The sequence below is a fragment of the Microbispora hainanensis genome (assembly GCF_006874475.1).
In the GTDB taxonomy this organism is placed as follows: Bacteria; Actinomycetota; Actinomycetes; order Streptosporangiales; family Streptosporangiaceae; genus Microbispora; species Microbispora hainanensis.
Map to the genome: position 1 here is coordinate 1 of NZ_VIRM01000062.1, position 24,451 is coordinate 24,451.

A 24,451-nucleotide genomic window follows, 5' to 3' on the forward strand; every position below is an offset into this window, starting at 1 on the left:
GGCACGTGCCGGACCGCCTCGGGCGTGGGGAAATCGCGGAGATCGCAGAGATCGCGTTTCCGTGACCTTGCGGCGGGCTTTCGGGGAGCGACCGGGGTGGGCGGAGGCTGCTTCACGCCGAGACCGGGCATGCGCATGCTGTAATGCTGAAAAAGCATGGAACGCTGGTTATTCCCCGGAAATATGAAGGCTATTCATATCGGATGTGGCGATCGGATGACGGATGAAAGGTAGGCACCGAAACCCGTCCGCCGCCGAATGTCTCGCATGCCGGAAAGCGGAATGAAAGGGCAGGTCATCCGGCTGATGGGGCGGCGATGGCAATCATGATCCGCAAGTTCTCCAGACAAGTCGGGAGACGATACGGAGCCGTTACCAGACCCCTTTCGGATGACCATATCGGTGTTATTTGCGGCTTATCCTCAACTCAGGATTTCTCTGGTTCTTTTCCTTCCCAACACATCGCGGTCAGTCTAAGATCTCGTTCTATGTATCGGTATGCATCAAGATTTCCTGTTAGGCAAGTGGCATGCCTAAGTCGCAGGGATGCTCTGGCCGAACATGATGCCGTCGTCGTCCTCACCCCGATCCGGTGCGCATGAACCCGCCCGTCGGGGATGTGACGCTCGACCCCGGCCAGGGGATGACGTGGGTGGACGAGCACGGCGCCCACCTCGTCGACTATGCCTCCGGCCACCTCGCGTCCGGCCCCATGCTCGCGGCGGTGACCGCCGCGCTGGAGTCGTGCGCCGCCCGCGAACGGCCCGGGAACGTTTCAGACCGGGCCTGGCTGCTGTCGGCGCTGCGCCGTGAGGTCGCCACCGGCCCGGGGCGGGGATTCGTGCCCGGCCCCGGGTCCGGCGGCCCCGACCACCTCGCGGTGCGGCGTGCCTGGCGCCTGGCCGACCCGCTGGGCGCGGAGACGCTGCTCCTGCTCTATCGCCACGAACTCCCGCTTCGGGATCTCGTGTACGTGCTCGCGCTGCCGCTGAAGGAGGCAGGCAGGCTCATCGCGCGCACCCAGGACGTGGTGGAGATCCTCGTGAGCGGGCTGGACGGCCTCGCCCGGGGCAGGCCGATCTGCCCGGACCTTGCTCCGCTGGCCGCCGCCGTCTTCCCCGACGAGCAGGGCGAGACGGCCGACTTCGGCGCCGCCCGTACGGCGCTGCTCCGGCACATCGTGACGTGTGTGGTGTGCAAACGGCCCATCAACATCCGATACACCGTTCCGCAGATCCTCTCCCGCCCTCCGGTCGCCGACCTCACGCCCGAGACCAGGCAGCGACTTCTGGACGCCCTGAGCAGGGCCGGCCGCAGAGCCAGGCCCGCCCCCGCGCCCCCTTCGCCGTCCGCTCTGCCGACTGCCCCGGTGTTCACTCCGCCGTCCCTTCCGCCGTTCCCGCCGTCATCCGCTCCGCCGTCCGTTCCGGCGCCTGTCCAGGCGTTCGCTCCGCCATCCCCTCCGCCATCCCCTCCGCCGTCCGTTCCGGCGCCTGTCCAGGCATTCGCTCCGCCATCCGATCCGGCGTCCGATCCGGGGGAGCGGACGGGGCACCGGCCTCCCTCGTCGTTCGGCATGCCGCTGTCCGCTCCCGTGGGCACCGCGCCCGCTCCCGCCGCCCCTGCACCGGCGTCCCCCGCACCGCCGCCGCCCGCGTCGGCGTCCCCCGCGTCGCCACCGGTTCCGCCACCGGTTCCGCCGCCGGCTCCGGCGGTCCCAGGGGCGACACCGCCCGGTCCGCCGTCGGTGCCGCCCGACTCCGGCCTGTCGCCGGTCGGGTTCCGGGAGGAGCCCCGCCCGTCGTCCCGTGAGGACCGTGAGGACCGGGAGGACATGGAGGACCGGGAGGACCGGGAGGACACAGGGGACCGGGAGGACACGCGACCCGGCCCCCTGCCCGCGAGGCCGGAAGCGCCCCGTCCTGCGGGCACCGCTGCGACCGCCGGGGGCGGACTGTCGCACGCGGCGACTCCCGGGGCCGTACGGCCGGCCGCGGCGACTCCGGGGGCCGAGCTGCCGACTGCGGGAAGTCCCGGGGTCGAGCTGCCGGAGCGCCCGGTGCGGCCCATTTCCCAGGAGGACACCCAGCCGAGCCTGCCGTGGCAGCCGGGAACGTTGAAGTCACGCGGCACGCAACGGCCCAATCCGTTCCCCCGGGCGGCGAGAGAGGCGCACCCGGCCTCCGGAAAGAGTGCCGCGCTGCAGCCGGGGCAGGACACGCCTCTCTACAACGCGCTGCTCTCGCAGATCAGGGCCAGAGAGGCGCTGGCGCACGCCGCCGAGGCGGTTCCTGTCCCCGCTCCCACCTCCGGCGCCGTCCCTGCACCTGCCGCCGTCCACGACGCCGCGGGTACGGCAGGGGAGGCGGACCTCGCGCCCAGGCCGCCCGCCGGTGCGCAGATCAGGATCGTCGCGGTCCTGGCCCGGGTCGGCTCGCTGCTTCGGGCGACCGCCTTGAGGATCGTCATCGTCGTCGTCGCGGGGGCGGCGGGGACCGTGACGGGGATCAACCTCTTCGCTCCCGCCCCCCAGTCACAGAAGGGGGCATTGGAGGCGAGCGTCGCGCAGACGTCCGCCGATCCCGCGGGAACGGGAACGGGCGCGAACCCCGCGGCCGACGGCGCGGCGGGTGCTACGGCGAACGGCGCGACAGGGGGCGAGGGCACCACCAGTACGGCCTCGGGCGCGCCCCAGGTCACGGTGACCGCGACCGCCGCAGGGGACACCACAGCCGGGGGCGCCGCGCAGCCCGGCGGACAGGACACGGCGAACGGGGGCGCCGCAGACAGGGGTGCCGCGCAACCCGGCGGACAGAGCGGGGGACAGGGCGACGGACAAAGCGGGGGACAGGGCGACGGACAAAGCGGGGGACAGAGCGGGGGACAGAGCGGGGGACAGAGCGGGGGACAGGGTGCCGCTCTGGACACTCCCACACGTCCCGGCGTCTTCCTGATGGGCGCCTGGGGTGTGCAGGCGCCGTCCGTCGTCGCACTCGACGCGTTCGGGAGGGGGACCCTCACTCTCTCGACGACATCCGGAAAACCCGTGAAATGGCGGATAACGGCTCCCGGCCTGGTGGTCGAGCCGTCCAGTGGAACGCTCAAGCCCGGGCACACCGACGTGCTCACCGTGCGCGCGTTGCGCGTCCGCTACTGGTGCGGGGTCCCCTCGCCCGTGACGGCGCCGCTCGAACTGCACGGCCCGAAGGGCAAGAAAGGCACCGCCACCGTGCGATGGAGCACCTGCTGACCGCCCCTGTTTCCTCCCGTCCTCGGTGAAAGGACCCGCCCATGACCGAGATCCACACTCCGGTGCCCACACCTGCCGAGCAGTTCCCGGAGAGCGTGCCCCTCACGGCCGAACATCTGCTGACCAACCGCCGCATCGAGCCCACGGGCGGATGGCGGCGGCTCGTCTATCAGCTCTCCGGCGGCCGGATCATCCCTTCCGAGTCGGCGGCGGAGCTGGAACGGCGCACGCTGATCGCCCAGGCCCAGACGCCCGTCGCCAGCGGTCACCACAGGATCGCGGTCATGAGCCTCAAGGGCGGGGTGGGGAAGACCACGACGACGGCGGCGCTGGGCAACACGCTGGCATCGTTGCGCGGCGACCGGGTGATCGCCATCGACGCCAACCCCGACAGGGGGACGCTCGGCATCAAGGTCAAGTCGGAGACCGCGGCCACGATAAGGACCCTGCTGGCCGAGGCGCCGCACATCGTCCGGTATGCCGACGCCCGCGCGTTCACGTCGCAGTCGTCCGCCCGGCTGGAGGTGCTCGCCTCCGACACCGACCCGGCCGTCAGCGAGGCGTTCGACGCCGAGGACTACCGTACGGTCGCCAATCTGATCGAGCGCTACTACTCGATCTGCATCACCGACTGCGGCACCGGGCTCCTGCACGGCGCCATGGGCGCCACGCTTGAGCTCGCCGACCAGATCGTGCTGGTCACCATGGTCGCGGTGGACGGCGCGAGCTCGGCCGCCGCGACCCTCGACTGGCTCACCGCCCACGGCCACGGCCACCTCGTGAGGAACGCAATCGTCGTGCTGAACGCGGTCGAGCCGAAGTCACACGTGGACGTCGACCTGCTCGAACGCCACTTCGCCGGACGCTGCCGCACGGTGGTGCGGGTGCCGTTCGACCCGCATCTCAAGGAGGGCGCGGAGGTCGACCTGGCTCGACTGAGGCCCACCACTCGGGGCGCGTACCTGCGCCTCGCCGCCGCCGCCGGGCAGGCGTTCTCGCAGCGGCAGGACCGGAGCAAGTAGTGGGACCTGTCATCCCCGATCCGGCGCTCGACTGGGACCTGGGACCACCGCGACGGTGGGATCCCCGGCACCTGGTCGTCGCCATCGCGGGGGTCGTCACCGTCATCGCCGTCGCGGTGATCGTTCTGCAGACCCGGCACACCGATGCGCCGCCCACGCCGGCGCGCGTCGTCGCGCCGACCGTCGCGCTGGCGGTGCCCACCGGTCACGAGGGCGACGGGGGCTATCCCGTCGGATTCCCCCACACCGAGATCGGGGCGGCGTCCGCCGCGGCCGCCGCCCTGGAGGCCGCCTGGACGCTCGACCTCGGCCAGGCGGAACAGGCGGCAGCGCTGTACGCGCCGCCGGACCAGCGTGAGGCGGCACGCGAGGGTGCTCGCGACGCCGTACGCGGCTGGCGGGAGACCCTCGGACTTCCCCCAGAAGGCGAACTTCCCGCCGGGGCGGCCCTGCGGACGCAGACGATCGGCGTCCAATGGAGGGTCCGCTCCGAGGACCAGGTGCAGGTCTCCGTCCTAGTGCAGGTGACGGCGACCACGGGCGCCGGTGCGACCGGCCCCGTCTACTCCAGCCCCTACGCCATGAGCCTGCTGATGGCGTGGAAACCCGATATGCGCGGTGCCGGCAAGGGCGACTGGGTGAACATCCCCGACCCGACGCCCCCGTCCGTGCCCGCAGCCGCTCTCCCAGGGACACCCGAGTTCGCCGCGGCGGGCTGGAAGTCCCTCATCGGTCCCCGGCCCACTCCCTAGATCGAGGAAGAGCCTCAATGACCCCCCGAATGTCCTCCCGGCGCGCCACCCTGGTCTCCGGCCTGCTCCTGGCAGCGGTGTCCGCGACCGGTGGCGCCGTCGTCGCGCAGCCCTGGGTGGCCGTGGCCGAGCCCGGCCGGGACGCCCCCCCACCGATAGAAGGCGCCGCCCCCATGGCCGCGCCCACCTCCGATGAGCGCACCTCCGATGAGCGCACCTCCGACGAGCCCACCTCCGACGAGCGCGGCCGCGCTTCGTCGCTCTCGTCGGATTCGTCGTCCTCGTTCGACCCGTCGTCGTCATCGGATCCGGCGTCGAATTCGGCGCCCGATTCCTCGTCGGGCGGCTCCGGCCGCGTGGGTGCCGGCGTGCACGACGACGCCGCGGCGGGCGCGGAGCAGGACTCGTCCCGCGGCCCGAGTGATTCGTCCGGCCGTTCGAGTGATTCGTCCGGTTCTGCCCGCGACGACTCCTCCTCGACCACCGCGAACGCGCCTGACCACACCACGATCGCGCCGCGCCGCACCGGCAGCGAGCCCACCGGCACCTCCACTCGCGACCGGACCGCTCGCGAGTCGCGTGACCAGGTCCGGCGAGTCCCGAGCCGTGCCACCGGTGACCGGACGGCTCGCGACACCGGTAACCACAACCGGCAGGGGTCCGGCCGGACCGGCACCGACTGGCCTTCCGGCACCTCGCGGGCGAACGCGGCGGCGGCTCCGACGCCGACGGTGGGCGGCGGCGCCACCACGGCTCCGGGCCAGAACGGCCAGAACGGTCAGAACGGCCAGAACGGTCAGACGGGCCAGCCCGGACACAGTGGCCAGCCCGGACAGAACGGTCAGGGAGCGCCTGCGCCGACCGCGAGCGGCGGACCTACCGCGGCGGCGACGCAGAGCGCTGCTGCGCAGGGTCCCACGGGGCAAGGGGCTGCGGCGCAGGCTCCTGCGAGGCAAGGGACTGCGGCGAAGAGTGCGGCGACGCAGGGTGCTGGGGCGCAGAGTGCGGCGGCTCGGGACGCCGGTCCCGCCTCCCCGGCACCCGGCGCAAGCGGTGCGACCGCGCCCAAGGCGGGCAACGAGCACACCGCGCCCGCGACCCCGCCCGCGACCCCGCCCGCGACCCCGCCTGCGACCCATCCAGCGACCCCGCCTCCGACACAGCAGGCCAGCCCGCAGGCGCCCGTCCCGGTGAGCGTCTCGCCCAACCCCGGCACCACGGCGAGCACGCAACCGGGCACGCAACCGAGCTCCACGCCCACAGGCGAACCGACCGGGAAGCCCACGAGCACGCCCACGAACGAAGCGACGGGCAAACCGTCTGAAAAGCCGTCCGAGAAGCCGACGGCCGATGCCACCGCGAATCCGAAGCCCACGGACACGCAGGCGCCGGGCGGCACATCGACGGCCAAGCCGACCCAGCAGCCTCCGACTCAGCAGCCTCCGGCACCCAAGCCGAGCGCGACCGTCACGTCGACCGCGCTTCCCGCCGCCTCGCCACCCGCCGTCCCGCAGGCGGGCGGCACCGCGACGCCGACGGGGACGGCCCCGGCCGTGACACCGACGTCCGCTCCCACAGCCGTGCCGACGTCGCCGGGCAGCCCGGTGTGGGAGATGCCCGCGCCGCCGCTCACCGGCCGGTCCTCGGTGGTGCCTCCCGCCGGTGGGCAGCCGCCGGCCGCACCGATCGCCATCCCGGGATATCTGCCGCTGCCGCCGCTGGTCGCCCACGCGCACGACCGATGCGGGGACGACGGCACGGCCGGCTGCTGGAGCCTGGCGCCCTGGCGGAGCCGTACGTCCGGGCACTCCGCGCCGTTCTCGGGTGACGAGGGGACGAGCGGAACGGCGACGCCGCGGTGGGCCTTCGCCCCGCCGAGCGTGAAGCCGGGCGGGCCCAGCCCGTCGGGCGTCCCCGGCGCGTTCAGCGTGCCGTTCGCCGGGTTCGCGCTCGCAGCGGACGAACCGGACGCGGGCCGGGCCGGATGCTGGGCCTTCAGCCCCTCCGCCCACTGCGCGAGATGGGACTGATCGCACGCCGCTGACCACGTGTTATGCCGTCACCGTTCCGGGCAGGCTGCTCCGCATGAAGCACATGGCGGAGGACCGGACACGGTGACGGCGGACACGGTGACGGCGGTCACGGTGACACCGTGCGAGGACGGCCCGCTGCTCGTGCGCGGGCCGTTCACGCTGATGACGCAGGACGGACGACAAATCGATCCGGGCAGGGCCAGCCCGGCACCTGGTCGTACACGCCCGCGCTCACTAGGGATCGGTGGGCAGCAGCGTGCCGAGGGGGCCCAGGTCGAGGTTGAGGTCCGACGGCGAGATGTCGAACCGTTCGCACAACTCGTTCATGGCCTCCTCCAGGCGCATGAGCGTCAGGCCGAGCGTCTCGACCTGCTCGTCGGACAGGTCGCCCTGGTCCATCCGCCGGATGGCCTGCCGCTCCACGAGCTGGCGTACGAGCTCGACGAGCGTCAGCACGAGACGGCTCAGGTCGCGCCGCACCGCGTCCGGGTCGGTGTTGAGCCGCCAGGGGCCGCCCCTTCCGGGCTCCGGGCCCGGCGCAGGCTGATCCGGCTCCCGCTGATCCGGCTGCGACCGAGCCGTCCCCGGCTGATCCGGCTCAGCCTGATCCCGCTCCCACCGGGTCGGCTCCCGCTGATCCGGTTTCCACTGGTGCGCGCCGGTCTCGATCTCGGTCTCGGTCTCGACGCCCAGCCGCCACGGCCCCGCCGCCGTGTTCCGCGGGGAGCTCATGGCCTCACCACCGGTCATCCTCACTCACCCCTCTGCTGCCGCGATCGTCCGTTGCCCGCCCCCTCCTCGCGTCGTACGGCTCGCCGAGCGGGTCGAACGGCTGGGTGCCGCGTACGGAGCCGAGCAACGCCCGCAGGGAGATGCGGACGAGGTCGACGTCGGCGATCGACAGCACGATGTCGCCGGTGATCACCACGCCGCCCGCGAGCAGCCGGTCGAGCAGGTCGACGAGCGCCACGCGCTCGGGCGGCAGGCGGCCCTCGGCGGCGAGCGCGGTGCCTCGCGACCGTTCCGGCAGGTGCGGCGGGGTCCCCTCGAACGTCATCGCACGCCTCCGCCCCGGCCCGCCCCGAGGTCGATCGAGGTGAAGGAGTAGGGCGCCCACGGGCCGGTCAGCTCGACGTCGAGGAACCGGCCACGACAGCTGTCGAGCACCGCGGCGAACTCCTCCTCGCGGGCCGGATCCACCAGGTAGGCGCCGTTGAGCACCATCGACTCGCTCCGCCCGGACAGCTGGGGGTCCTGTGGACGGTGGCGGCGGCTGGCCACGGCGATCCGTCCCAGCTCGGCGTGCAGGAGCTCGGCCCGTTCGGCCGCCGCGCGCCACAGGTCCTCCCTGCCGCGCAGGCTCTCCTTCTTCCGGCGCAGGTAGGCCATGCCGGGGCTGTCGCCACCTGCCGCGGTGGTGGCCGCGGGCGCCGGGGAGGAGGGCGCCGGGGAAGGGGGCGGCGTGTCCCGGCGCAGGTAGGCCTTGACGCCCCACTCCCGCCGTCCCGCGACATGCGACAGGATCTCCATGAAGTCGTCGTGCCGCAGGTCGAGAAGGTCGCGGACCTGGTCTTCACCGGTGTAGACGGTCACGAGGCGCACGGGGGCGGTCGGCCCGGCCGCGGCCAGCGCCTCGACGACCCGGTGATGGGCGCGGGCGACTCCCTCCACCCAGTCGAGGTCCTCCAGCGAGCGGCGCAGCGGTTCCTCGCCGAACCGGTCGAGGGGCACGTCGCTGACATGGGCCACGAGCCCGCCGCGAGGCACGGGCCGCACGACCCCGCCCATGACGCCGCCCATGACCCCGCCCATGACGCCGCTCATGACCCCGCTCATGATGCCGCGCACGCCGGCCGGAACCTCGCCGCGCTCCCCGGCCGTCCCGCCATACGTCACCGCGTACAGGTAGACCCCCTGTCCGGGGTGGTCGTCACGCATCGCCGGGCTCCGTTCCGCGAGGGCGGCCGGGCCGCCGGTCGCGGGCCTCGGCCTGGCGGTCGCGCGCTCGCTCCTGCGGGTGCTCGCCCGGTTCGAGTTCCGTCCGCTCCTCCCAGGCGAGCAGGCGCTCCTCGACCGCGCTCAGGCGCTCGCGGAGCCGGCGGTTCTCATCGACCAGCTCCTGGTCCCTGCCGCTGAGCCACGGGTCGCGTTCCCACCAGTCGATGCCGATCTCCCGCGCCGTGTCGACCGAGGCGATGACCAGCCGCAGCTTGATGGTCAGCAGCTCGATCTCCAGCAGATTCACCTTGATGTCGCCGGCGATCACGATGCCCCGGTCGAGGACGCGTTCCAGGATGTCGCCCAGGTTGGTCGACTCCCGGCCGATGACGGGCGGCGGGCCGTACGACGACTCGCGGAGCACGGGACGCGAGCGGGGATCGGTCATGGCCCACCCCCGTAGGCGCCCGTGCCGCGCCGGTAGGTCCGGGTGCGCCGGTAGGACATCAGGTTGCCCTCGTCGTCCAGTTGGCACTCGTAGATCGACAGCATGTCGCCGGTCGACGGAATCCTGCGGTCTTCGACGACCTCGATGTTCACCAGCCAGCCGTCATCCACGGGTTCGACCGATATGACCCCCTCGATCTCCTTGGAGGTCAGATCCGCGATGTAGCGCTCGCCGAGCCGTCCGGCGGACACCGCGTTCAGCGCGGCCCGGCGCCGGCGCGGCTCGGCAGCGCGCTCGTTTCTGCGCTCGCCCCTGCGCTCGCCCCTGCGCTCGTCCCTGTCCTCGAACCCGTCTTCGTCCTGGAACCCGTCTTCGTCCTCGTCCTCGACCTCGTCGTACGGCCCGTTCTCCTTGGCGGGCACGCCGGACGGGGCCCGCCGCCGAAAGGAGGCGGGACCCTCGTCATAACGGGCTCTTCGCCGGGGAGGCATCAGGCGGTCACCTCCTCGGCGGGCCGCTCATGAGCCTGAGGATCTCTTCCACGGCCTGGGCCTCCTCCTCTTCGGAGATCTGACCCGTGCGCCTGGCCTCCTCGATCGCCTCCAGCCGTCGCCGGACCGCGGCCGGATCCCGCAGTTCGTGCTCGACCTGCTGCTGGATCAGCTCGGCCAGCTTGATGACGCCGTGGACCGGGGCGACCGGCCAAGTGAACAGCAAACCGATCAGTCCCACGGCGGCCTCCTCTCGTGATTCAGGTGGTGACGAAGTCGTACGGCGCCATCGGCCCGAGCAGCCGGACCTCGACCCGGTCGCCCCACTCGGAGCGCAGCTCTCCCACGGCGCGTTCGAAGTCGGCCTGGCGGTCGTCCTCCACGAGGAAGGCGACGTGCGCCGCGTCCCGTTCGTGGCTGGGGTCCCGGACCACCGCGCCGGCGGTGAAGGGCTCGAAGCGTCCGACGACCGCCTGGGTGTCGGCCTCGCGTTTCGCGGCGATGAGCTGGGTGATCAGCTCGCCGAGCCGGATCCGTTCGTTGCGCGTCACCTCTTCCGGCAACTGCCTGATCCGTTCACGTAGCTGCCTGGCCTCGGCGTTCTCCGTCAGCACCTCGACCAGCACCGGCTGCTCGGCATACCGCGCCTTGAGGACGAACTGGGTGCGGCCCTCGATCTGCTTCAGGGCGGCCGCGAACGAGTCGTGGTGCGGGGCCAGCAGCTCCTCCACGACCGCTTCGGGCGTGGTCATCACGGCGCCGAACCGCAGGGGGAGCACGGGGACCTCCGCCGCGGCCTCGTCGAGCAGCTGCTCGTGGGCCACCAGGTCCTGGGCGCGGCCGAGGGGGCGGTCCACGTCGACGTCGCTGATCAGAGCGGCGATCTCACCGTGTCTGACGATCGTGACCGCGCGGGGAGGATCACCCACCCCGACGGCGTCCTCGCTGATCTCGACGTCCTCCGGGAGGATGCCGTAGACGTAGCATGCGGTGTTGCGCGGGGGAGCCTCGGCCTGGTCGCCCGCCCCGGACTGCCTGGTGGAGCCCGTCATCTCAGTCATCCTCCCGTCGACGCCTGCGGGCACGCGGGACGGGTTCGTCCGCGTAGCTCTCCCTCATGTCCTGCAGCTTCTCTCCGGCCGCCTCCAGCACGCCCTGGACCATGCCCTTGGTCTTGCCGCGGGCGACACTCTGCGGCGCACTCGACAGGAGGTCGGGCAGCCCCTGCTTCTGGGACGCCAGGTCGAGGCGGTTCACCGCCTCGGCGAAGCGGAGATAGGTGTCGACGCTCGCGACGACGACGCGTACGTCGATGGTCAGGATCTCGATGCCGACCAGTGAGACCCTCACGTAGGCGTCGATCACGAGGCCCTTGTCCAGGATCGTGTCAATGACGTCCGCCAGGCCCGATCCCGACGATCGGCCCGGCAATCCGCCGCCACCAGCCGGTGGAACGGCTACCGTCATGCGCTTCCCCTCCTCGGTTCTCTGTCGTATTTCCGATCACTCGCTCCGCCCGCCGCCGTCCGCGGCGTACGAGCGGCCGTTATGCGTCGCCTCCTATTCCGGGGAACGGCGGCGCCGGATCAGGGGACGGCGGCGGGGCGGCTGCTCCTCGGCCTCGCCCGCCTCCTCGGCCTCGCCTCCGCGGGTCTGCTCGCCCCTGCGGGTCTGCTCGCGCCCGCGACCCTGCTCACGCCCGCGACCCTGCTCACGCCTCGGGGGCCGCTCGCCCTCGTCCGCGGGCCCGCGGGTGCGTCCTTCGCGTCCGCCTGCCCGGGCGCCCGCGTAGGCCGGCCTGCGCTCCCGCTCCGGCTCCTCCTCTTCCTCCTCCTCGTACGGCTCCTCCTCGTACGGCTCCTCCTCGGCTTCGGGCTCGGCCTGCTCGGCTTCGGGCTCGGCCTCCTCGGCTTCGGCCTCGGGCTGCTCGGCCTCGCGCTCTTCGCCTTCCTGGCCCTTCTCGCGTTCGCGCTCCTCGCGCAGCGCCGTCTCGTGGTCCTTGACGACCTCGCTGTTGCGGATCTCGCCCCGCCAGCCCTCGATCTCGTCGGGACGCAGCAGGGAACTGGTCATGACGTGCCGTCTGAAGTGCTTGAACTCGAGCCGGACGCGGCGGCCCTGGGCCCGCCACAGGTTGCCCACGTGCTCGAAGAAGCCCTGCGGGTGATACTCGATGACGAGCAGCACCCGGGTCATCTCGGGACTGAGCTCGTGGAACGTCACCGTGCCGTCCGGGAAGCCCTTCGGGCCTTGCGACCGCCAGATGATCCTGCTGTCGGGAACCTGCTCGATGATGGTCGAATCCCACGTGCGGTGGGACAAGAAAATCTGCGCCTTCCACCCGAGCTTCTCGTCGGACTTCTGTTCGACGGTCTCGATCTTCTTCATGAAGCTCGGGAACTCCTCGAACTGCGTCCACTGGTTGTAGACCAGGCGGAGCGGCGCGCCGATGTCGAGCGACTCGACGATGTTGGTGACCTTGAGCTTCTTGCCCTTGCGGCCCTTGCCTCCGCCGCCACCGCCGAACAGTCCCTTGATCTTCTCCTTGCCGTACGCCATGAGGGCCGCGCGCATGGGGTGGCCGCCTCCGCCGTCCTCGGTGAGAGCGCTACTGAGAGTGCCGAGCAGGCCGCCTCCTCCCGTCGCGCCGAGCCGGTCGGCCGCCGACTTGAGCAGGTCCCGGCTGCCCTTTCCGCGGGTGAGGCCGCCGAGCAGGCCGCCGAGCGCCTGCCGTCCGCCGCCCTCCTTGCCCGTGAGCGCGCTGAACAGCCCGGAGCCGCCGTGCTCCACATAGTCGGTGAGACGGCCGGCGAGACCGTCGATCTTTTCGGCGACCCGCGACAACGCGCGCTCGGCCACGGCGGTGGCGAGGTTCTGGAACTCCTCTCCGAGCCGTTGCGTGGGCAGCGCTCCCGGGTCCGGCGCCCGCGGGCCCTCTGTCTGTTCAGTCTGGGTTTTTCCGGTCTGCGTTTGTCCGGTCTGGGTTTGTCCGGCCTGGGCTCGTTCGCTCTGAGCTCGTTCGGTCTGGCTGCGCTCTCGCGTCTGTTCGGCCATCGGTCTCACCTCCTCCGCACCACGGGACGGGGGGGACGGATCCGAGGCCGGCGCCGCTCCTCGGGTTCCTCCGCCTCTTCCTCGTACGGCTCCTCCTCGTACTCCTCTTCGTCCTCATAGGCCTCTTCGGGCTCAGGCTCGGGCTTGCGCTGCGGCGGGCGGCGGCGGGGCGCCCGGCGGCGGGCCTCCTCCGGACGCTCCCTCTCCTCTTCTTCTTCCTCTTCCTCCATCACCGCGGCCCGGCCCCGGCCCTTGGGCTGCCGGAGGGCCTCTGCGCGTTCGTGCAGCTTGTCGCTCAGGTTGTCGATCTGGCGGCTGGTGGCGCGCTTGGCCGCCGCCTTGCCGATGTCCACCAGGTCGCCGCGTACGCGCTCGGTGATCTTGCCGAGGTCGGGGGCGGCGCCGCCGAGGATCTTGGGGACCTGTTCGAGGAGGGCTCCCGCGGCCCCCTCTCCCTTGAGGCGGGCGGCGAGGATGGCCAGCGCGAGCACCATCGCCAGGCGCAGCTTGTGGTGCCGGCCGAGGTAGTAGCCCGCGATCACTGCCAGGGCCACCTTCAGTCCGTCTTTCATGATCGCGCCTCCTACTGGCCGCCCGATGCGCCGTTCCGGCCGCTCGCCCGTCATCCCGTACGGCGCTGCGATCCGACTGAACGGTATGAATGCCCCAGAAGGGCACACAAAAACTCGGTCCGGTACATACCGGGCAGTTTTGGATGGACCTGATCCCTGTCTTCGTGCTGTCCGCTCTGACCGTCGCCGGATTCGCCGGTCTTGGTGTGTTGGAGGGACTCCGCTGACCCAACCTCGCCCCACCTCGGACGATTACTGTGTGCAAACCGGGTATCACGGGCGTGTATCGGCGGTAAGCGGTATCTACTGCGCGCGTGAAGCGGGTGAGTCACATGACCGAGACCAGAACGTCGACCGCGACCGTCGAGCCGGCACCCGGGCGGTCCATGGGGACCCTGGGCGGCTCCAGTCTGGTGACGGAGCGGGGCCGCACCACGATCTCCGACGAGGTGGTCGCGAAGATCGCCGGCATGGCGGCCCGAGAGATCGACGGCGTCCACGACTTCGGCACCGGCACCGCTCGCGCGTTCGGCGCGCTCAGGGGCGCGCTCGGTGGCGAGGACGGTGTCACCCGAGGCATGTCGGTGGAGGTCGGCGAGCGGCAGGCCGCCGTGGACATCCACCTCATCGTCGAGTACGGCGTCGCGATCCCCGACCTCGCACAGGCGGTGCGGAGCCACGTGATCCGGGCCGTGGAACGCATGTGCGGGCTGGAGGTCACCGAGGTCAACATCGCGGTCGACGACGTCCACCTGCCAAGGCAGCAGGAGCCGCAGACGCCGGGCGACGGGGAGCCACGGGTCCAATGAACGCCGCGCCGGAGAACGCGGGAGCGGAACCCGGAAGGGTCACGACGCCCGAGCGGGCCGGGCCCGGCGCTCCGCAGGGCCAGCCCCGGCAGCGGGACGCCGGAGCGGAGGCACCGGGACGCGAGGCCTCGGAAGGCGCGGCCTCGGCAAGCGAGGTCTCGGAAAGCGAGGTCTCGGCAAGCGAGGTCTCCGCCCGCCGGATCGCCGACCGCGTGCTGTCGTGTCCCGATGTCGCGGGCCTGTCCCGGGGGCCGTTCGGCGTGGTCGCGACGTACCTGCCGGGAGGTCTCGTCCCGGGCGTCGCCGTACGCGACGACGCCATCGAGGTCGACATCGTGGCCCGGTATGGCAGGCCGCTGCCGGAGGTCGCCGACCTGGTGCGCGACGCCATCAGCGACCTGGCGGGCGGCCGGAGGGTGGACGTGACGATCGCCGACGTGGTCACAGACGACGGCGGAAGGAAGGGATGATCATGCAAGGCTATCCGGTCTGGGGCCTCGTGGGGCTGCTGTTCGGCACGGTGCTCGGGGTGGTCGGGGCCTTCGGCGGCCTCACCGCGTTCATCATCGTCCTGGTCCTCGGCGTCGTCGGGTTCCTCGTGGGCCTGGTGCTCGAAGGCGGCGTACACCTGCCGCAGATGCACCCGAGACGGCAATGAGCGTGCCCACGGAGCACGGGACGACGACGATCTCCGATCGTGCCTTCACGAGGATCGCCGAGAAACTGGCGAGTGAGGACGAGCACGTGGCGGGTCCGCCCCACGTGAGGGCGTCGGTGTGCGGGGCGGTCGCGGCGGTCCATTGCGACCTGGCCTTGCGATATCCGGCGCCGGTGCCGCGGCTGGCCGCGAGGATCCGCGAGCACATCCGGCGGCGGCTGCGCGAGCTGACCGGCGTCGCCGTGGAGAACGTGGACATCGAGGTCGTGGAGCTCGTGCCCGAGCAGAAGCCGGGGCGCGGGCTCGCGTGAAGGCCCGAGCGGGGGGATGGCGATGACCGAAGGCCGAGGGGCGCCTGAGAAGGTGCCGCGCTTCGTCCCGATGCGGGGGTTCGGGGCCGGCGGGGCCGGCGCGGCCTTCCGGCCCAGTCGCGGGCTGCCGGCCGCGGTCGCCGCGCTGGCGCTGCTGGCGATCGGGGGCCTCACCGCCGTCCACGTGGTCTCCGCGCTGCTGGGGCGGCCCGTCAAGCTCGTGCCGTACGAACAGTGGGCCCGCTGGGCGAGCACCACGCCCTGGAACGACGGCCGGACCCTCGCGGTGGCCTCCGCGCTGGCCCTGATCGGCCTGGTGCTGATCCTGATCGCGGTGGTCCCCGGCAGGGGACGGATGATCGCGCTGCGCACCGGAGACCCCGACCTGGTGGTCGGCCTGCCGCGCCGCGCGCTCGCACGGGCGCTCAGGGCCAGGGCCGGTGAGGTGGACGGCGTGCGCGCGGCGCGCGCGCGGCTGCGCGGCTGGCACGCGGACGTGTCGGTCAAGACCGACCTGCGTGACACGACGGCGCTCGCGGAGCGCGTGCGCGCGGCCGTCGAGGACGAGCTCGCCCGGCTCGCCCCCGCCCACCCCATCTCCCTGAACGTACGCGTCCACGGCCCGTCGTAGGCGAAGGAGGCAGGACGTGAAGACGAGATCGGGCAAGGGCAACCGGGTGGGCCTGGCGGTGTTGGGCCTGGTCCTGCTGGCGGTGGGCGGCCTCGCGATCGCGCGGGCGCTGGGCTCCTTCGGCGACGCCGCGGCGCGGGAGCCGGTGGTGGACGCCGGAGCCAGGAGCTTCGCGGCGACCACGCCGTGGTTCTGGCCCGTCGTGGCCGCCGTCGGAATCGTGATCGGGCTCATCGGGCTGGCCTGGCTGCTGGCGCTGTTGCGCGTCGACCGGCCGCGGCGGTTGCGCCTGGAGTCGGGCACGACGGGCGTCACCGAGGTCGACGCGCATCCCGCGAGCGAGGCCCTGGCCGAGCAGGTCAGCACTTATCCGGAGGTGCGCCGCGCGCACGCCGTGCTGCGCGGCCCGTCCGACGACCCGCACCTCGACATCGGCGTCTCCGCGGAGGAACCGGCCGACCTCGGGGCACTGGTCACCCGGTTGCACGACGAGGCCGTCCCCGACCTGCGCACCACGCTCGGCCTGCGCCGTCTCCCGGCGATGGTCCGGCTCAACCTGACCGGCGGCCGCCGGACCCGCCCCGTCCACTGAAACCGTCCTGCTGAAACCGTCCTGCTGAAACCGTCCACTGAAACCGTCCGCTGAAGCGCTCCACTGACAGGCGCTCCACTGACGTGCTTCGGGGATCACCGCGATGCGCTGCCCGACAGGACCTCGGCGAGGACGGCGGCCTGGCTGTGCTCGACGTCCCTGGTCGCGGTGAGCAGGGTCAGCGGGCCCTTCTCCATGAGCCGGCGCAGCCGGTCGAGCGCCGCCCGCCGCTCGGGCTCGTCCAGTTCGGCGAGGTAGCGGCTGCGGAACTCGTCGAACCTCTCGGGGACGTGCCCATACCAGGTGCGCAGGGTGCCGGACGGCGCCACGTCCTTGACCCATTCGTCCAGATGAGCGGCCTCCTTGGTGAGGCCGCGCGGCCACACCCGGTCGACCAGCACCCGGGTGCCGTCCCCGGGCGCGGGATCCTCGTACACGCGGCGGACCGTGACGGACACCGCTCCCACCTCCTCCTGCGACTCCTGCCGCCATACTCCCCGAAGAGGGGCGGCGCACGCCGGGTGTCCGGCAGGCCGGACAGTTCGTGTGACTGAAAGTTTCACTTTCCGTAAGGGCGTTGTCGCTGGTCGGGGTTTCGTCCAGATTGTCGACCAAATCGGGCCATGTCGCCCGCCTCGACCCGGTGCCTATGGTCCGGGGCATGAAGATACGAATGATCACGGCGGGCCTCGCCTTGCTCGGCTCCGTCGCCGCGTCGCTCGTCGTCGGTCAGGCGGCGCACGCGGACACCACGATCTGCGAGAAGTATGGTGCGACCACCATCCAGGGCGGCAAGTACGTCGTCATCAACAACGTCTGGGGCAGCGACGCCCAGCAGTGCATCAACGTGACGAACAACGGCTTCACGGTGACGCAGGCGGGGCACAACAAGGCGCAGAACGGCGCTCCGGCGGCCTACCCCGCCGTGTACGCGGGCTGCCACTATGCCAACTGCTCCAGCGGCAGCGGCCTGCCCCTGTCGGTGAGCAACAGCCAGTTCAACTCGGTGCAGACCAGCGTCAGCATGAGCTACCCGGGCTCCGGGGTCTACGACGCCGCCTACGACATCTGGTTCGACCCGACGCCGCGTACGGACGGGCAGAACACCGGCGCCGAGCTCATGGTCTGGCTGAACCACACCGGCTCGGTCCAGCCCGTCGGCTCCAGGGTCGGCACGGTCAACATCGCGGGCGGCACCTGGGACGTCTGGTTCGGCAACACCGGCTGGAACGTCGTCTCCTACGTCCGCACCTCCCCGACGAACTCCATCAGCTTCGCCGTGCGGGACTTCTACAACGACATGCTGAACAGGGGATACGCCCAGCGGTCGTGGTACCTGACCAGCGTCCAGGCCGGATTCGAGCCCTGGGTGGGCGGCGCCGGTCTCGCGGTGAACAACTTCTCCTACAGCATCGGCGGCGTGGTGCAGAGCCCCTCGCCGACCCCCACCGCCTCGCCGACCGGCGGCAACGGCAACGGCGGCGGCGCCTGCCGGGTCAGCTACAGCAAGAACGAGTGGCAGGGCGGCTTCACCGGCACGGTGACCGTCACCAACACCTCCTCCAGCGCGGTGAACGGCTGGAACCTCGGCTTCTCCTTCCCGAGCGGCCAGCGGATCACCGGCTACTGGAACGCCGACGTCGCCCAGAGCGGGTCGTCGGTGACCGCGAGGAACCTGTCGTACAACGGGTCGATCCCGCCGGGCGGGAACACCTCGTTCGGCTTCCAGGGCACCTGGAGCGGCTCGAACGGCGACCCGACCGGCTTCACGCTGAACGGCACCCGCTGCTCGTGACCCGCTGACACGCCCTGGCACCCCCTGACACCCCCCAAAAAAAACCGGCGCCGCCGGAGGGACGTCCCTCCGGCGGCGCCGTCACGTCAGGGGTTGACGTTGATGGTGAAGGTGGACGTCGTGTTCTTGACGTCCTGGTAGTTGTCGCTGAGCCTGAGGTTGTCGAAGGTCACCGACCCGACCGCCGGGCCCTGATCGGGCTCCGGCAGCTCGTTCGCCCAGAGGCCGAAGCCCGACTTGGCGTCGAACTCGTCACCGCTCCTGTGCGCCCCGGAGATCGAGACGTTGGTGAAAACGGTGTCCTTGATCGGGTTGACCGGCCGGCCGCCGAGATACTGGGTCTGGAACATGATCCCCGAGTACGTCGGATCCACGATGTCCACGTTGCTGACCCGGATGCCCTGGAACACCTTGGAGGCGGAGAACAGCCAGATCGCCGGGAAGGTCTGCCGGCCCCAGAAGTGGCCGCCCGCACGGACGATCGAGATGTTGTCGAACACCGTGGGCGGGCTCGCGCCGAAGCCGTTCATCGGATAGCCGAAGTCGAGCGAGCTGATCGTGATGCCGGAGTAGGTCAGCGTGTCCGCGATGTAGATGTTCCTGAACGTGTTCGCGTACCCGCCGTACACCGCGATGGCGGCCGCGCGCCACGGCAGGATCGCGGTCAGATTCTCGTAGACGTTGTTCTTCTCGTCGGCGCCTCCCGCGTCGATGGCCGAGAACAGCGCGAAGCTGTCGTCGCCGGTCGACCTCGCCTCGTTGTTCGAGACCAGGTTGTCGGTGCTGCCGTTGGTCATGTTGACGCCGTCGGCGAACGTGTCACGGATCCGCGAGTTCCTGATCGTGATGTTGTCGGTGTTCGCGCCCCAGTACATGCAGACCTGGTGCTCGACCCAGATGTCGTCGATCGTCATATTGGCGACGTTCGACCAGTCGAACACCTTGCCCGGCCCGTCGATGCGGCTGGTGTAGTTGCCGAAGTAGGCGAACCCGGAGAACGTCGAGCCGTTGGCCGACGCCTCCGCCCGGAAGCCGACGTCGGTGTTCTCCTGCGTCGACGGCGCGTAGAACCGGGTGAACCACGGCCCGGCACCGGTCACCTTGACCGGCTTGCCGTACACCTGGAACTTGCCCGACGTCTGGTAGTCACCGGCCGGCAGGTAGACGCCCACGAGCGTGCCCGTGGTGTCCATCCGCACCCTGTCGAGCGCGTTCTGCACGTCCTGGTGCGTGAACCCGGCCGGCACGGCATACGTCGCGGGGTCGGGGTCGGGGATCGCCGAGACCTGCTCCAGGTTCACGAAGTCGATCGCGTACGAGGAGGTGTTGGCGGCGTCCTTCTGCAGCCGGATCCTGCTGCCCTTCGGGACCGTCGTCCCGAGTAGGAGGTTGGCCTCGTCGTAGATGTGCCGGGGGCCGCCCGCGCCCGGCGAGTTGCCCGGGCTCGCCTCGGGACCGTACAGCCAGGCGTACTTCGAGGTCAGGTTGATCGCCTTGAGGAAGCTGCCGTTGACGTAGACGTTCAGCGTGGCGTCGGTGCCGCCGCCGCCCGCCGCGTCGGGGATCGAGAAGCGGGTGACCAGGGTGTTCGTGTCGGCCCTCGTCGTCCACTCCACGTAGCTGCCGGTGGTGGTGAGCCGCACGGCCTTGCGCCCGGACGCCTCGCCGGCGAGGTCGCCGATGGTCCGGTTCGGGCCGACGACCGTCGCCCCGCCGCCGGTCACGCCGTCTTCGGCCTCGTACATGTCGTACGGCATGTTCGCGCCGCGACCGGCGAAGAACGGCAGGCTGGAGGTGTTGTTGGCCTGCTTGACCGGCAGCTCGTTGGCGTCGGCGGCGAGCACGGTCTTCACCGTGTATCGGCCGTTGGCCGCCGTCCACGTGCCCAGGGTCACCGGGCTCGTCGTGGACCCGGCCGCGATCGCGCCGCTGTAGGAGCCGGTCAGCGTCTTGACCACGGTGCCCGAGTCGTTGGCGATCGTCAGCGTGATGCCGTGGGCGCCGCCCGCCGACGCGACCGTGCCCTGGTTCTTGATCGCCACGGTGAACGTCACCGTGCTGCCGCCCGCCGGGTTGCCCGGCGTCCAGCTCACCGGCGCGGCCACCAGGTCGGAGCTGTCCACCGGCCTCACGACCAGCGGGGAGGAGGCGGAGAAGGAGTTGTTGGTCTCGTTCTGCTCGATCACCGCGTTCGACTCGTCGACCTTGGCGCTCAGCGGGTAGCTGCCCGCGTCACGCTGGCCGATGTTCGCCGTCACGGTGGCCGAGGCGCCGGCCGCGAGCGCGCCGACCGCGGCGGTGCCCACCTTGGCGCCGCCCAGGTAGAAGTTCACGTTCGTGGCGCCGGAGCCGAGGGTGCCCGCGTTGCGCACCGTCGCCGACAGCGTGACGGCGTCGGTCTCGACCGGCGACGCGGGGGAGGCGGACAGGGAGGTGACGGTCAGGTCGGGGTTGGGCGCCGGGGTGCCGATCACCTGGAACTCGGCCACCTGCCCGGCCGGGGCCCCGGAGTTGGCGGTGAACCGGAGCTGCACGTCGGCGACCGTGCCGGAGACCGGGATCGTGACCGTGTTGCCGGTGGCCGGGTTGAAGGTGTAGGTCGCGGCGCCGGCCAGGTTGGTGAATCCCGGCGCGCTCTGCTCGCGGCCCAGCACCTGGATCGTCTGCGTACGGGTGGACCAGGCGGCGTCGGGGTTGAGCTTCAGCACGACCGAGCTCACGACCGCGTTGGCCCCGAGCTGCACGGTCAGCGTCTGCGGGTAGGAGCCGCCCGCGCCCTCCCAGTAGGTCGTCAGGTCGTTGTCGTTCGCGTTCGCCGCGACGTACGTGAACGTGGAGGAGGAGGCGGTGATCGGCTTGCCGACGGCCATGTTGGAGCCGCCGCCGCCCGAGCCGTTGCGGGTGACGGTGTTGCTGTCGGCCGACTCGTTGCCCGCGGCGTCCCTGGCCCGCACGTAGTAGGTCACCGTGGCGGTGGTGGGCTGGCTGTCGGTGTAGGTCGTGACATTTCCGGCGACGCTGCCGCGCAGCACGTTGTTCGCGTAGACGTCGTAGCCGGTGACGCCGACGTTGTCGGTCGAGGCCGACCAGGTGAGCATGACCTGGCCCGGCGTGGTCTCGGTGTAGGCGAGGTTGCTCGGAGCGGTCGGCGCCTGCGTGTCACCGGTCGCGCCGTTGCGGGTGACGGTGTTGCTGTCGGCCGACTCGTTGCCCGCGGCGTCCCTGGCCCGCACGTAGTAGGTCACCGTGGCGGTGGTGGGCTGGCTGTCGGTGTAGGTCGTGACATTTCCGGCGACGCTGCCGCGCAGCACGTTGTTCGCGTAGACGTCGTAGCCGGTGACGCCGACGTTGTCGGTCGAGGCCGACCAGGTGAGCATGACCTGGCCCGGCGTGGTCTCGGTGTAGGCGAGGTTGCTCGGAGCGGTCGGCGCCTGCGTGTCACCGGTCGCGCCGTTGCGGGTGACGGTGTTGCTGTCGGCCGACTCGTTGCCCGCGGCGTCCCTGGCCCGCACGTAGTAGGTCACCGTGGCGGTGGTGGGCTGGCTGTCGGTGTAGGTCGTGACATTTCCGGCGACGCTGGTGCGCAGCACGCCGTTGGCGTAGACGTCGTAGCCGGTGACGCCGACGTTGTCGGTCGAGGCCGACCAGGTGAGCCTGATCTGCCCGGAGCCGGGCTCGGTGTAGGCGAGGTTCGCCGGCGCGGCCGGGGCCTGGGTGTCACCGGTGGGCGCCGGGCCGTACACCTCGAACTCGGAGATCTGCGCGGCCGGCCAGGCGGTGTTGGCGGTGACGTTGATCCGGACGTAGCGGACGTTGGCCGTGGAGAACGTGATGGCGACCGTGTTGCCGCTCGCGGGATCGAAGGCGCGGCCCGCGGAGGCGGCGAGGGTGGAGAAGTTCGTGCCGTCGGTGCCGCCCTGCACGGCGAGCGTCTGGGTGCGGGCCTCCCAGGTGGGCGGGAGCTTCAGCACGACCCGGTTGACCGCGGTCGAGGCGCCGAGGTCCACCTGCAGCCATTGGGGGAAGGCGTTGTTGGCGCTCTCCCAGTAGGTGGCCTGGTTGCCGTCGTTGGCGTTGCCCGCGCCGTACACGTCGGCGTGCGCGCTCTCCCTCATGGTCTTGCCGAGGGCGAGGTTGCCGGACGCGGTGGCGGCGCCGTACACCTCGATCTCGGACAGCTGCGCCGCGGGCCAGGCGGTGTTGGCGGTGACGTTGATCCGGACATACCGGGTCGAGGTGGCGGCGAAGCCGATCGTCACCGCGTTGCCGCTCGCGGGGCTGAAGGCGCGGCCCGCGGAGGCGGCGAGGGTGGAGAAGTTCGTGCCGTCGGTGCTGCCCTGCACCGACAGCGTCTGGGTGCGGGCCTCCCACGACGCGGGCAGCTTGAGCACGACCTGGTCGATGCTCGTCGCGCCGCCGAGGTCGACCTGCGCCCACTGTGCTGATCCTTGAGGGGGGAAGGCGTTGTTGGCGCTCTCCCAGTAGGTGCCCTGATTGCCGTCGTTGAGGTTGCCCGGGACGTACGGGCTGGTGCTGGTGCTCACGGTCACGGTGCGACCGGTGGCGAGGTTGGGGCCGCCGGCGGCGGAGGCGGGGGAGAGGGGCGCGGCCACGGCGAGCAGGCAGGCCGCTGCCACCACAGCGATCAAGCGCAATAACGGGACATGCGTTTTCGACATTTGCGTTCCTCTGTCCGGGCAGGAACCGACCGGCGGGCTGTCCGATCCGCGCGGTCGTGGGGGGATTTTGGAAGTCGGGGCGCGCTGGGGTCGCGGCGGCGACCGGTTGCCCACTGCCGTGGCCGACATCACCTCGTGTCCTTTCACGCGAAAGGTGACGGTGGCGGGGCGCACGGACGCAGTGCTTCCTGCCGGAACTTGCGGAGAACCGCAAACTCTCGATTCAGACTTGCAAATTTCTTACATTTAGTTGCTCAGATGTTACATAGGCCCCACCGTGTCGTCAATGGGTCGGAAAAGCCGGAGGGAAGGTGACAGGTCTGTCCCGTCCCCGAGCAGGGCCTACCTGGGGATACTTCAAGTGGGCGCCGGTCCGGAACGGGCCTCGCGCCCGCCCGCGGGTCCCCCAACTCGCGAAAGGAACCCGGCAGAGGAGCCCTCATGTTTCTGCCCCCCAAGCGCTCGCTCGCGGTGCTGGCCGTGCCGCTGGTGAGCCTGTCGGCGGTCCCGGCCGCCGCGACAGCCGCCCCGCCGGCCGCGTCCGTCCAGGCGTCCGTTCAGGCGGCCGTGCACCCGCCTGCGCGCGCGGCCGTTCAGGCGGCCCCGCGCGTGGCGACCCTGGTCGACCTGCGCGCCGCGCACCATCCCGGGCTCGACCGGGTCGTCTTCGAGTTCCGCGGGCCGCTCCCGGCGCGGCGGAGTGCACGCTACGTGCCCCGGCTGATCGCCGACGGCTCGGGCCGTACGGTCCCGGTGGCCGGCGACGCGATCCTGGAGCTGTACTTCGGCGGCGCGACCGGCCACGACGACCAGGGGCGTCCCACCTATGGGCCCACGCGTGAGACGTTCGCGCTGCCCGGCGTGATCCAGGTCGTCAACGCGGGCGACTTCGAGGCGGACCTCACGTTCGGCGTCGGCCTGAGCCGGAAGGCGTCCTACCGCGTTTACACCCTCACGCGTCCGAACCGCGTGGTCGTGGACATCAAGACGCCCTACCGGACGGTGCCGGTGCGCACCTACTTCCTCGACTCCCGGGCGTACGCGGCCGGGCGGCGGCCGTACACGGCGGCGGTGTCGCGGCCGGTGGTGCCGCCGTCCACCGCGCGCGGCGCCCTCCAGCGGCTGTTCGCCGGGCCTACCCAGGCGGAGTACGCCAAGGGACTGCGGTTCGTCGCCTCGGGAGCCACCGGCGTCCGGTCCGTCGTCGTCCGCGACCGGGTCGCCCACGTGCGGCTCACCGGCTCGCTCCGCGGCGGCGGGTCGGCGTTCACCGTCGCCGACGAGATCACGCCCACGCTCAAGCGGCTTCCCGGCATCCGCTGGGTCAAGATCTACGACGCCGACGGCCGCACCGAACGCCCGAAGGGGCACTCCGACTCCATCCCGGAGAGCCTCGAACCATGACACCACGAGGGC

At 71.4% G+C, this 24,451-nt stretch carries 26 protein-coding genes; 12 read left to right on the forward strand and 14 right to left on the reverse strand.

Annotated elements, in window-relative coordinates; translation table 11 throughout:
* Window positions 1-598: 598 nt before the first annotated feature.
* The 3 genes from FLX08_RS40965 to FLX08_RS34520 are packed head-to-tail and all read left to right on the forward strand — an operon-like array spanning window position 599 to window position 5,024.
* Window positions 599-3,250, forward strand: coding sequence for a hypothetical protein (locus FLX08_RS40965; RefSeq protein ID WP_167530684.1), 2,652 nt, complete (start codon window positions 599-601; stop codon window positions 3,248-3,250).
* A 41-nt stretch (window positions 3,251-3,291) separates the two neighbouring features.
* Window positions 3,292-4,272: a MinD/ParA family ATP-binding protein gene (locus FLX08_RS34515; RefSeq protein ID WP_142624461.1), complete on the forward strand. Its 981-nt coding sequence runs from the start codon at window positions 3,292-3,294 to the stop codon at window positions 4,270-4,272.
* The gene (locus tag FLX08_RS34520; RefSeq protein WP_142624462.1) at window positions 4,272-5,024 is read left to right on the forward strand and encodes a hypothetical protein; all 753 of its coding nucleotides are present in this window, start codon (window positions 4,272-4,274) and stop codon (window positions 5,022-5,024) included. Before FLX08_RS34515 ends, FLX08_RS34520 begins: the two co-directional genes overlap by 1 nt.
* On the opposite strand, the gene FLX08_RS34525 is transcribed toward FLX08_RS34520, so the two are convergent.
* Complete coding sequence (locus tag FLX08_RS34525) at window positions 4,999-5,565, reverse strand: hypothetical protein (protein WP_142624463.1); 567 nt, start codon at window positions 5,563-5,565, stop codon at window positions 4,999-5,001. The genes FLX08_RS34520 and FLX08_RS34525 overlap by 26 nt on opposite strands.
* A gap of 891 nt (window positions 5,566-6,456) precedes the next feature.
* Window positions 6,457-6,657, reverse strand: coding sequence for a hypothetical protein (locus tag FLX08_RS34530; protein WP_142624464.1), 201 nt, complete (start codon window positions 6,655-6,657; stop codon window positions 6,457-6,459).
* On the opposite strand from FLX08_RS34530, the gene FLX08_RS34535 reads away from it, so the two are divergent.
* Entirely contained in the window at window positions 6,638-7,054 is a 417-nt protein-coding gene (locus tag FLX08_RS34535; RefSeq protein WP_142624465.1) for a hypothetical protein, read from the forward strand. The two genes, FLX08_RS34530 and FLX08_RS34535, sit on opposite strands and share 20 nt — an antisense overlap.
* Window positions 7,055-7,291: 237 nt before the next feature.
* Here FLX08_RS34535 and FLX08_RS34540 read toward each other — a convergent pair whose 3' ends face one another.
* The 10 genes from FLX08_RS34540 to FLX08_RS34585 all read right to left on the reverse strand — a co-directional run bounded on the left by FLX08_RS34540 (window position 7,292) and on the right by FLX08_RS34585 (window position 13,560).
* On the reverse strand, window positions 7,292-7,789 hold the full coding sequence (locus FLX08_RS34540; protein ID WP_244313108.1) for a gas vesicle protein K: 498 nt from the start codon (window positions 7,787-7,789) through the stop codon (window positions 7,292-7,294).
* 4 nt (window positions 7,790-7,793) lie between these two features.
* Window positions 7,794-8,114, reverse strand: coding sequence for a gas vesicle protein (locus FLX08_RS34545; protein ID WP_142624466.1), 321 nt, complete (start codon window positions 8,112-8,114; stop codon window positions 7,794-7,796).
* Complete coding sequence (locus tag FLX08_RS34550; RefSeq protein ID WP_142624467.1) at window positions 8,111-8,995, reverse strand: GvpL/GvpF family gas vesicle protein; 885 nt, start codon at window positions 8,993-8,995, stop codon at window positions 8,111-8,113. The genes FLX08_RS34545 and FLX08_RS34550 overlap by 4 nt, the downstream gene beginning before the upstream one ends.
* Window positions 8,988-9,443 (reverse strand): gas vesicle protein, encoded by a 456-nt coding sequence (locus FLX08_RS34555; RefSeq protein ID WP_142624468.1) that lies wholly within the window; start codon window positions 9,441-9,443, stop codon window positions 8,988-8,990. Before FLX08_RS34555 ends, FLX08_RS34550 begins: the two co-directional genes overlap by 8 nt.
* Entirely contained in the window at window positions 9,440-9,934 is a 495-nt protein-coding gene (gene gvpO, locus FLX08_RS34560) for a gas vesicle protein GvpO (protein ID WP_142624469.1), read from the reverse strand. Before gvpO ends, FLX08_RS34555 begins: the two co-directional genes overlap by 4 nt.
* A 7-nt stretch (window positions 9,935-9,941) precedes the next feature.
* Window positions 9,942-10,175, reverse strand: coding sequence for a gas vesicle protein GvpG (locus FLX08_RS34565; protein WP_142624470.1), 234 nt, complete (start codon window positions 10,173-10,175; stop codon window positions 9,942-9,944).
* A gap of 19 nt (window positions 10,176-10,194) precedes the next feature.
* Window positions 10,195-10,986: a GvpL/GvpF family gas vesicle protein gene (locus FLX08_RS34570; protein WP_142624471.1), complete on the reverse strand. Its 792-nt coding sequence runs from the start codon at window positions 10,984-10,986 to the stop codon at window positions 10,195-10,197.
* A gap of 1 nt (window position 10,987) precedes the next feature.
* Entirely contained in the window at window positions 10,988-11,401 is a 414-nt protein-coding gene (gvpJ, locus tag FLX08_RS34575) for a gas vesicle protein GvpJ (protein WP_142624472.1), read from the reverse strand.
* A 93-nt stretch (window positions 11,402-11,494) separates the two neighbouring features.
* Window positions 11,495-12,988 carry an SRPBCC family protein gene (locus tag FLX08_RS34580; protein ID WP_142624473.1) on the reverse strand — a complete coding sequence of 498 codons (1,494 nt, stop codon included), beginning with the start codon at window positions 12,986-12,988 and terminating at the stop codon, window positions 11,495-11,497.
* A 5-nt stretch (window positions 12,989-12,993) separates the two neighbouring features.
* Entirely contained in the window at window positions 12,994-13,560 is a 567-nt protein-coding gene (locus FLX08_RS34585) for a hypothetical protein (protein WP_142624474.1), read from the reverse strand.
* A gap of 332 nt (window positions 13,561-13,892) precedes the next feature.
* On the opposite strand from FLX08_RS34585, the gene FLX08_RS34590 reads away from it, so the two are divergent.
* From FLX08_RS34590 to amaP, 6 genes are read left to right on the forward strand one after another with little or no spacing between them, the layout of a single operon-like run.
* Complete coding sequence (locus FLX08_RS34590; protein ID WP_142624475.1) at window positions 13,893-14,369, forward strand: Asp23/Gls24 family envelope stress response protein; 477 nt, start codon at window positions 13,893-13,895, stop codon at window positions 14,367-14,369.
* The gene (locus FLX08_RS43315; RefSeq protein ID WP_341874369.1) at window positions 14,366-14,839 is read left to right on the forward strand and encodes an Asp23/Gls24 family envelope stress response protein; all 474 of its coding nucleotides are present in this window, start codon (window positions 14,366-14,368) and stop codon (window positions 14,837-14,839) included. Before FLX08_RS34590 ends, FLX08_RS43315 begins: the two co-directional genes overlap by 4 nt.
* Window positions 14,840-14,841: 2 nt before the next feature.
* On the forward strand, window positions 14,842-15,027 hold the full coding sequence (locus tag FLX08_RS34600; protein ID WP_142624476.1) for a hypothetical protein: 186 nt from the start codon (window positions 14,842-14,844) through the stop codon (window positions 15,025-15,027).
* Window positions 15,024-15,338 (forward strand): Asp23/Gls24 family envelope stress response protein, encoded by a 315-nt coding sequence (locus FLX08_RS34605; RefSeq protein ID WP_142624477.1) that lies wholly within the window; start codon window positions 15,024-15,026, stop codon window positions 15,336-15,338. Before FLX08_RS34600 ends, FLX08_RS34605 begins: the two co-directional genes overlap by 4 nt.
* A gap of 22 nt (window positions 15,339-15,360) precedes the next feature.
* Window positions 15,361-15,969, forward strand: a complete 609-nt coding sequence (locus tag FLX08_RS34610) for a DUF6286 domain-containing protein (protein WP_142624478.1) — start codon at window positions 15,361-15,363, stop codon at window positions 15,967-15,969.
* A gap of 16 nt (window positions 15,970-15,985) precedes the next feature.
* Window positions 15,986-16,561, forward strand: coding sequence for an alkaline shock response membrane anchor protein AmaP (amaP, locus tag FLX08_RS34615; protein ID WP_142624479.1), 576 nt, complete (start codon window positions 15,986-15,988; stop codon window positions 16,559-16,561).
* A gap of 95 nt (window positions 16,562-16,656) precedes the next feature.
* On the opposite strand, the gene FLX08_RS34620 is transcribed toward amaP, so the two are convergent.
* On the reverse strand, window positions 16,657-17,019 hold the full coding sequence (locus tag FLX08_RS34620; protein WP_142624480.1) for a DUF488 domain-containing protein: 363 nt from the start codon (window positions 17,017-17,019) through the stop codon (window positions 16,657-16,659).
* Window positions 17,020-17,222: 203 nt separating this feature from the next.
* On the opposite strand from FLX08_RS34620, the gene FLX08_RS34625 reads away from it, so the two are divergent.
* Window positions 17,223-18,356 (forward strand): glycoside hydrolase family 12 protein, encoded by a 1,134-nt coding sequence (locus FLX08_RS34625; RefSeq protein WP_208761848.1) that lies wholly within the window; start codon window positions 17,223-17,225, stop codon window positions 18,354-18,356.
* A gap of 86 nt (window positions 18,357-18,442) precedes the next feature.
* Here the strand turns inward: FLX08_RS34625 and FLX08_RS34630 are convergent, their stop codons facing one another.
* Window positions 18,443-22,996 carry a discoidin domain-containing protein gene (locus FLX08_RS34630; RefSeq protein WP_244313112.1) on the reverse strand — a complete coding sequence of 1,518 codons (4,554 nt, stop codon included), beginning with the start codon at window positions 22,994-22,996 and terminating at the stop codon, window positions 18,443-18,445.
* Window positions 22,997-23,476: 480 nt separating this feature from the next.
* On the opposite strand from FLX08_RS34630, the gene FLX08_RS34635 reads away from it, so the two are divergent.
* Window positions 23,477-24,439, forward strand: coding sequence for an AMIN-like domain-containing (lipo)protein (locus tag FLX08_RS34635; protein WP_142624482.1), 963 nt, complete (start codon window positions 23,477-23,479; stop codon window positions 24,437-24,439).
* The last annotated feature ends 12 nt before the right edge of the window (window positions 24,440-24,451 follow it).

Coding starts and splice junctions, on each gene's coding strand:
- FLX08_RS40965 (WP_167530684.1), top strand. CDS start 599: ATGAACCCGCCCGTCGGGGATGTGACGCTCGACCCCGGCCAGGGGATG.
- FLX08_RS34515 (WP_142624461.1), top strand. CDS start 3,292: ATGACCGAGATCCACACTCCGGTGCCCACACCTGCCGAGCAGTTCCCG.
- FLX08_RS34535 (WP_142624465.1), top strand. CDS start 6,638: ATGCCCGCGCCGCCGCTCACCGGCCGGTCCTCGGTGGTGCCTCCCGCC.
- FLX08_RS34540 (WP_244313108.1), bottom strand. CDS start 7,789: ATGAGCTCCCCGCGGAACACGGCGGCGGGGCCGTGGCGGCTGGGCGTC.
- FLX08_RS34545 (WP_142624466.1), bottom strand. CDS start 8,114: ATGACGTTCGAGGGGACCCCGCCGCACCTGCCGGAACGGTCGCGAGGC.
- FLX08_RS34550 (WP_142624467.1), bottom strand. CDS start 8,995: ATGCGTGACGACCACCCCGGACAGGGGGTCTACCTGTACGCGGTGACG.
- FLX08_RS34555 (WP_142624468.1), bottom strand. CDS start 9,443: ATGACCGATCCCCGCTCGCGTCCCGTGCTCCGCGAGTCGTCGTACGGC.
- gvpO (WP_142624469.1), bottom strand. CDS start 9,934: ATGCCTCCCCGGCGAAGAGCCCGTTATGACGAGGGTCCCGCCTCCTTT.
- FLX08_RS34570 (WP_142624471.1), bottom strand. CDS start 10,986: ATGACGGGCTCCACCAGGCAGTCCGGGGCGGGCGACCAGGCCGAGGCT.
- gvpJ (WP_142624472.1), bottom strand. CDS start 11,401: ATGACGGTAGCCGTTCCACCGGCTGGTGGCGGCGGATTGCCGGGCCGA.
- FLX08_RS34580 (WP_142624473.1), bottom strand. CDS start 12,988: ATGGCCGAACAGACGCGAGAGCGCAGCCAGACCGAACGAGCTCAGAGC.
- FLX08_RS34585 (WP_142624474.1), bottom strand. CDS start 13,560: ATGAAAGACGGACTGAAGGTGGCCCTGGCAGTGATCGCGGGCTACTAC.
- FLX08_RS34590 (WP_142624475.1), top strand. CDS start 13,893: ATGACCGAGACCAGAACGTCGACCGCGACCGTCGAGCCGGCACCCGGG.
- FLX08_RS43315 (WP_341874369.1), top strand. CDS start 14,366: ATGAACGCCGCGCCGGAGAACGCGGGAGCGGAACCCGGAAGGGTCACG.
- FLX08_RS34600 (WP_142624476.1), top strand. CDS start 14,842: ATGCAAGGCTATCCGGTCTGGGGCCTCGTGGGGCTGCTGTTCGGCACG.
- FLX08_RS34605 (WP_142624477.1), top strand. CDS start 15,024: ATGAGCGTGCCCACGGAGCACGGGACGACGACGATCTCCGATCGTGCC.
- FLX08_RS34610 (WP_142624478.1), top strand. CDS start 15,361: ATGACCGAAGGCCGAGGGGCGCCTGAGAAGGTGCCGCGCTTCGTCCCG.
- FLX08_RS34625 (WP_208761848.1), top strand. CDS start 17,223: ATGAAGATACGAATGATCACGGCGGGCCTCGCCTTGCTCGGCTCCGTC.
- FLX08_RS34635 (WP_142624482.1), top strand. CDS start 23,477: ATGTTTCTGCCCCCCAAGCGCTCGCTCGCGGTGCTGGCCGTGCCGCTG.